Source organism: Corynebacterium sp. ACRQP (genome assembly GCF_022345915.1).
Classification (GTDB): Bacteria; Actinomycetota; Actinomycetes; order Mycobacteriales; family Mycobacteriaceae; genus Corynebacterium; species Corynebacterium lehmanniae.
On sequence record NZ_JAKRMZ010000013.1, the window covers coordinates 64,253 to 70,252 of the forward strand.

7 protein-coding genes are annotated in these 6,000 nt (G+C 66.8%); 4 read left to right on the plus strand and 3 right to left on the minus strand.

Going from position 1 to position 6,000, the window contains the following annotated elements; genetic code table 11:
- Positions 1–406 precede the first annotated feature (406 nt).
- Both MHY23_RS06705 and MHY23_RS06710 read right to left on the minus strand, forming a co-directional pair.
- On the minus strand, positions 407–799 hold the full coding sequence (locus tag MHY23_RS06705; protein ID WP_239306921.1) for a DUF3040 domain-containing protein: 393 nt from the start codon (positions 797–799) through the stop codon (positions 407–409).
- A 90-nt stretch (positions 800–889) separates the two neighbouring features.
- The gene (locus MHY23_RS06710; RefSeq protein WP_239306922.1) at positions 890–1,324 is read right to left on the minus strand and encodes an SAV_6107 family HEPN domain-containing protein; all 435 of its coding nucleotides are present in this window, start codon (positions 1,322–1,324) and stop codon (positions 890–892) included.
- A gap of 155 nt (positions 1,325–1,479) precedes the next feature.
- On the opposite strand from MHY23_RS06710, the gene MHY23_RS06715 reads away from it, so the two are divergent.
- From MHY23_RS06715 to MHY23_RS06725, 3 genes are read left to right on the plus strand one after another with little or no spacing between them, the layout of a single operon-like run.
- The gene (locus MHY23_RS06715; protein ID WP_239306923.1) at positions 1,480–2,043 is read left to right on the plus strand and encodes a GNAT family N-acetyltransferase; all 564 of its coding nucleotides are present in this window, start codon (positions 1,480–1,482) and stop codon (positions 2,041–2,043) included.
- A 44-nt stretch (positions 2,044–2,087) separates the two neighbouring features.
- Positions 2,088–3,170 (plus strand): polyprenyl synthetase family protein, encoded by a 1,083-nt coding sequence (locus MHY23_RS06720; protein WP_239306924.1) that lies wholly within the window; start codon positions 2,088–2,090, stop codon positions 3,168–3,170.
- Entirely contained in the window at positions 3,170–4,675 is a 1,506-nt protein-coding gene (locus MHY23_RS06725; RefSeq protein ID WP_239306927.1) for an alpha-(1->6)-mannopyranosyltransferase A, read from the plus strand. Before MHY23_RS06720 ends, MHY23_RS06725 begins: the two co-directional genes overlap by 1 nt.
- Here the strand turns inward: MHY23_RS06725 and MHY23_RS06730 are convergent.
- The gene (locus tag MHY23_RS06730; RefSeq protein WP_370645827.1) at positions 4,578–4,940 is read right to left on the minus strand and encodes an Rv2175c family DNA-binding protein; all 363 of its coding nucleotides are present in this window, start codon (positions 4,938–4,940) and stop codon (positions 4,578–4,580) included. The genes MHY23_RS06725 and MHY23_RS06730 overlap by 98 nt on opposite strands.
- A gap of 25 nt (positions 4,941–4,965) precedes the next feature.
- Here MHY23_RS06730 and MHY23_RS06735 point away from each other — a divergent pair.
- The coding region (locus MHY23_RS06735) for a protein kinase (protein ID WP_239306926.1) at positions 4,966–6,000 on the plus strand (1,035 nt) is incomplete at its 3' end.

The window sequence follows — 6,000 nt, forward strand, 5'->3', positions numbered from 1 at the left end:
TACCTTCCTTCACTTTCTGACGTTGGCTGTGAAATTTTCTCGGCTTCGTTCCGCACCGCGCACGTAGTCAAGATGCGCGCCACGTCACTCCGCTGAGCCCCACTTTAACCCACTTTCCCCCACAAACGCCACACCTCGGCAGTTTTTTGTTCTGGCGTGTCGCGTTTTCACAGCTCAAAGCCGCTATTTCGCCGTGGGGAGTTTACCCGACCGGGCCAGAATCACGGCTCACACACGCCACTTTCCACCTCTTTAACCCCATGGCTTTCGTCCCGAGTGGAACGCCTGCACCCAGGTTTGGGCGCTTTTGGGGCACAGGTGGGGAGAAGTGGGGGATTTGGGGCGGGCACGAAAAAAGCGCCCTCCCGCTATGCCGGGAAGGCGCTGCCGCAGATGCCGCTAAATATTACTGACGGTCCTCAAAACGCCGACGGAAGCTTTCCTCCATGCTTACGCTGCGCTGGGTGCGGGGCTTTGCCTGCCTGGACGCGCGCGCGGACGGGGACGACTGGTTCGACGGGGTGCGCAGGGCCATGATGCCGCCGAAGAGCATGACTGCGAAGCCGATGATGCTCAGCACAATCGTCCAAATGCTCAGGCTCGCCAGTGCCACGCCGCCGAGCAGCAGCACGAGCCCCAGGACGATCAGCGCGACACTGCGCATGGTCAATTGACCGGTCTTGGGCGCGGAACCGAAGCCGGATTCAGTCACGACACTGCTGCCGAATTTCGGGTCGTCCGCGAAGAGAGACTGCTCAATTTCGCGCAACGCCCGCATTTCCTGCTCAGATAGAGACACTGCTCACTCTCCAGATACCGATGGCGGACTGACGTTATCCGTACAACGGCCATGGTACGCAGATTGTTCCCGTGTCCCACTTTCGTCCCGCTAGGCGGCCATCGACACCTCCCCTGCACGGGTGGACAGGTAGAACTCCTCCGCATCCGCAAGCAAGCGGTGCACTACAGCCGCGCCCGGGTCCGTTTCAATGCCGGACGCCACCCTACCGCGTTGCGCCGAATAGCGCTTGAACACGGCCGCCCAGTGCGCCCCGTCGTCGCCCGTGAGCGCGAGCTTGTCCCACGCGCTTGTGGGCAGACGCTTGCGCTTGCGCACGATCGGCGAGCTCGCGTTGCGCGCCCCGGCGACCCGAAGTGCCGCGCGATAGGCGTTTTCCATTGCCACGTCGTGGCGGCCGGCCTCGAAATCATCGTGCGCCAGACCGATCAGCTCCTCGGCCGCGGCCAGGAATTGGTCGGTCTTGTTTATACGGGCACCCCGCCCGTAGACCGCGCCGGTTGTTGCCGAAACTACGCTTCCCATCATCGCTTCCTCCTGCGTAAACATTGCTTTCGTTCAAGTGATGAGCTCACCCTAAAACACCCGTTCGACACCACCCGGCACCCAAGGGCACATTTGTTCGAATCATTGTTTGGGTTCTTGTCACGCCCCGCACCCGCAAGTGCTTCCATAGAGGGGTGACTGCAACCATCCAGCGCCTCACGGCAGCCGAGTTCCTGATGCTCGCCCCCACGCTCGTTGACATCTATATCGAGGCCATGGGGTACCCGCGGTCCATGCGCCGCCATCGCATTCAGGTGTGGAAGGGCGAGGTGCGCTCCCCCGGTTTCACTGCGATCGCGGCGATCGAGGGCGGCCAGGTCGTGGGCATCGCCTACGGCTTCATCGGCACCCGGGAGCGCTGGTGGGACCGCCAACTCGTGCGCGCGATGGAGGCGAACGGCGGGATCACAGATCAGGACCGGGACATGCTGCGCAGCTACTTCGAGGTCGCGGAGGTGCACGTCTCCCCTGCCCTGCAAGGCAATGGTCTGGGCTCCCGCCTGCTCACGGAGCTGCTGCGGGAAGCCCCGACACGCTGGGCGCTGCTGTCCACGCCGGAAGTTGCGGGCGAGGCGAACAACGCGTTCGGTCTCTACCGAAAGTTCGGATTCACGGACGTGGCGCGCAATTTCCTCTATGAGGGAGATAAACGGCCCTTCGCCATCCTCGCCCTCGATCTGCAAAACCGCACTGGGTAGGGTTTGCAGGGAAAGCATGAATTTCAGGCACGAGGAGCGTGGGCGTGAAAAATCTTGGGCTCGAGGACGTACCGGCACAGGTGGAGCAGCATCTTGCAGCGTTTTTTGACGAGCGCGCGAAGGCTGTCGAAACCATTGGTGAGCCTGTCGCCCACGCCGTGGGCCACCTGCGGCGATTTGTCCTCGGCGGCGGCAAGCGCGTGCGTCCCACGTACGGATGGGCCGGGTTCGTCGGCGCCGGCGGTCTTCACGGCACCGAGGACCCCACGGCAGTGCTCCGCGCGGTGAGCTCGCTGGAGCTGATCCAGGCGTGCGCGCTGGTGCACGACGACATCATCGACGCCTCCGACACCCGGCGCGGCAACCCCACGGTGCACCGCGCGCTCGAAGCGGAGCACCGCAGCCAGGGCCTGCTCGGCTCCGCGGAGCTCTACGGTACGAACGCGGCGATCCTGCTCGGCGACCTCGCACTCGCCTGGGCCGAGGACATGTGGCGCTACTCCGGCGTCTCCCAGGACGCGCTCGCACGCGCCGCGGAGCCGTGGGTGGGCATGCGCACCGAGGTCATCGGCGGCCAGCTGCTGGACATGATGCTGGAGAGCCTCGGCAGCGAATCCGTGGAGATGGCAAACCGCGTCAACCGCTACAAGACAGCGGCGTACACCATCGAGCGCCCCCTCCACTTGGGTGCGGCGCTTGCGGGTGCGGGCGATTCGCTTATCGACGCCTTCCGTGGTTACGGCCGCGACATCGGCATCGCGTTCCAGCTGCGGGACGACCTGCTCGGCGTGTTCGGCGACCCGGCGGTCACCGGCAAGCCGGCCGGCGACGACATCCGCGAAGGCAAGCGCACGGAACTGTTCGCCACCGCCCTCGAGCTGCTGGACCAAGCAGACCCGGGCGCCGAGCAGGAACTGCGTGACGGGATTGGGAGTACAGAGGATGAGGCGGAGCTGCGTCGATTAGCAGCGCTCATCCGTTCCAGCGGCGCGGAAGACGCGGTGGAGGCGCGCATCGAGGAGCTCACTGCCTCCGGCCTGGGCTTTTTGGACGGCGCCGGCATCGACGACGCCGCCGTGGAAGCGCTCACCGTACTCGCGCACAAAGCCACCGACCGGCGGATGTGATGCGCCCGCAACATTTGGGCGTTGTCGCCTGCGCGCTGATCGCCGTGGGCTCGTTCGGCGCCGGCGCGACCCGCTACCGCGGCGGCCTGCTGCGCGCGGTGGACCTGGAGCACCTGTCCTACGGCCACGGCCGCGCGCTGATGGACGTGCTGCTCACCGCCGGCATTCTCGGCCTGGTGGTGGCGTGGGTGCTGCTGTGGAAGACCCGGCCCGACCTGGCGCAGGTGCGCCGCAGCGTGTGCTGGTGGGCGGGCGTTCTCGCGCTGTCCGCGCCGATCCTGTCGCGCGACGTGTACTCCTACCTCATGCAGGGTGCAATGCTTCGCGACGGCTTCGACCCGTATTCCGAAGGCGCCGCCGTCAACCCGGGGCCGTACCTGTGGGAGGTCTCCCACGACTGGCGCAACACCACCACCCCCTACGGGCCGCTCCACCTTGGCGTGGGTAAGGCGGTGACGTGGCTAGTCGGCGAGAACGTCACCGCTGGCCTGGTGGTCTACCGGCTGATCTCGCTGGCCGGGTTCGCCCTGATCGTGTGGGCGCTGCCGCGGATTGCGAAACAGATCGGCGGCGACCCTGCCCTCGCCCTGTGGCTGGGCGCGGCCAACCCGGTAATGCTGCTGCACCTCATCGGCGGCATGCACAACGAGGCCGTCATGGTCGGCCTGGTCAGCGTGGGCCTTCTGTGGTGCCTGCGCAGCCGCTGGTGCACCCCCGGCATCGCGCTGATCGCGCTGGCGGTCTCGCTGAAAGCCACCGCCGCGGTGGCGCTGCCGTTTGTGGTGTGGCTGATGGTCAAGCGCCGCAGCACCACCACCCTCGGCGCCGCCGGCATGCTCGTGGCCTGCGGCGCGTGGGCGCTCGCCGTCAACGCCGCAGTGATTCAGCTGGTCACGTGGGTATCCGGCACCACCTGGGGATGGCTCGAAGAGATCACCGGCAACTCGAAGGTGATCAACCCGCTCGCCGGCCCCACCCTCGCCGCCGAACTGATCACGCCGGTGCTCCAGCTTTTCGACGACACGTTCCGCTACAACACCGCCCTTGGCTGGACCCGCACCGTCTTCTCCGTGCTCATGCTGGTTGGCCTGGCGGTGGTGTGGTGGATTTTCCGCCCCCGCCGCGGCGAAGCCTACGAGCGCCGCGCCGTCGCCGGCACCACCGCTGCCTACACCGTGGCATTTGCCGCCAACGCGGTGACGCTGCCCTGGTACTACGCCTCCGTCATCTCGCTGGCGGGCACGTTCAAGCCGCCGGCTTGGGTGGTGCGGGTGACCGTGGGGGCGTCGATCGTCGTGGCGCTGGCGTTCAAGGGCAGCGGCAACCACCGCCTCTACGACATGTGGTTCCTCGCCTTTGCCGCGATCGCCGCCGTCGTGGCGGTGGAGTGGCTGTTTAGGGATCCGGCTAGAACGCCATCGCCTGCGCGCGGCGGATCACTTCGCGAGCTTTTTGGCCGTGCAGCGCGTCCACAGGACGCCCCGGCAGAGACTCATCCGGCGTAAACAGGAACGCCAGGATCTCGTCGGCGTCGTAGCCGCCGTCGAAAAGCACCGTGATCGCGCCGGAGACGAACTTGCTCAAGCCGTCCTCGCCGAGCAGGCTCGCCGGCACAACCTTCTTGCCGTCCTTGACGTAGTGCACCAGCTTCTTCGCGCCGATGTAGTCGTGCACCTTCGTCACCGGCACGCCAAGCTTCTCGGCGACATCCGGGAACGGCAGCAGGGTTTCGTCGATAAGCAATTGCTCAAGATTCGTTTGTGCGCTCACGGTCGGCGATTCTACTCTGGTGCACATGGCAACCTTGCGCGCAGGCACGACACTGGACGGGCGTTACGTTGTCGACCGCCCAATCGCCCGCGGCGGCATGGCCACGGTCTACCGCTGCGTCGACGCGCGACTCGGGCGCGAAGTGGCCGCGAAAGTCATGCACGAGCAGTACGTGCACGACGAAGTGTTCCGCGAGCGCTTCCGCCGCGAAGCCCGCGCAATGGCGCAGCTCAGCCACCCGAACCTGGTCAACGTGTACGACTTCTCCGCATCCGGCGGCGAAGTGTTTTTGATCATGGAGCTGATCACCGGCGGCACCCTGCGCGAGCTGCTGGCAGAGCGCGGCCCCATGCCCCCGCACGCCGCCGCGGCCGTGATGCGCGGCATGCTCACCGGGCTTTCGGTCGCGCACGCGAAGGGGATGGTGCACCGCGACATCAAACCCGACAACGTGCTCATCGACGCCTCCAGCCGCGTCAAGCTCTCCGACTTCGGACTCGTGCGTGCCGCCGCCGAAACCACCCAATCCACCGACCAGATCGTCGGCACCGTCGCCTACCTCTCGCCCGAGCAGGTCGACGGAGGGGCGCTGACCGCCGCCTCCGACGTCTACTCCGCCGGCATCGTCCTCTTCGAACTACTCACCGGCCGCACCCCCTTCAGCGGCGACACCCCCTTGGCCCACGCCTACGCCCGGTTGCGCTCCGACGTGCCCGCGCCGTCGTCGCTGATCGCGGGGGTGCCCAAGCTTTTCGACGAGCTCGTGGCCACCGCCACCGCCCGCAACCCGCACGACAGGTTCTACGACGCCGCCGAGTTTTTGGCGGCGTTGGACGATGTGGCCAGCGAGCTGCGGCTTCCGTCATACACCGTGCCCGCCCCGCGCAACTCCGCCGCGCACCGCGCCGCCGAGCACCCGACGAACTTCGGGCTGGCCGCGGGGGTTGGCGGTGCGGGTGGCGCGGGTGGCACAGGCAGCGCGGGAGGCGCTGGTGGCGCGGGTGGCGCGGCCCACCAGCGCCTTTTCCCCGGCGACGACGCCCCCACGCGCGTCTCCCCC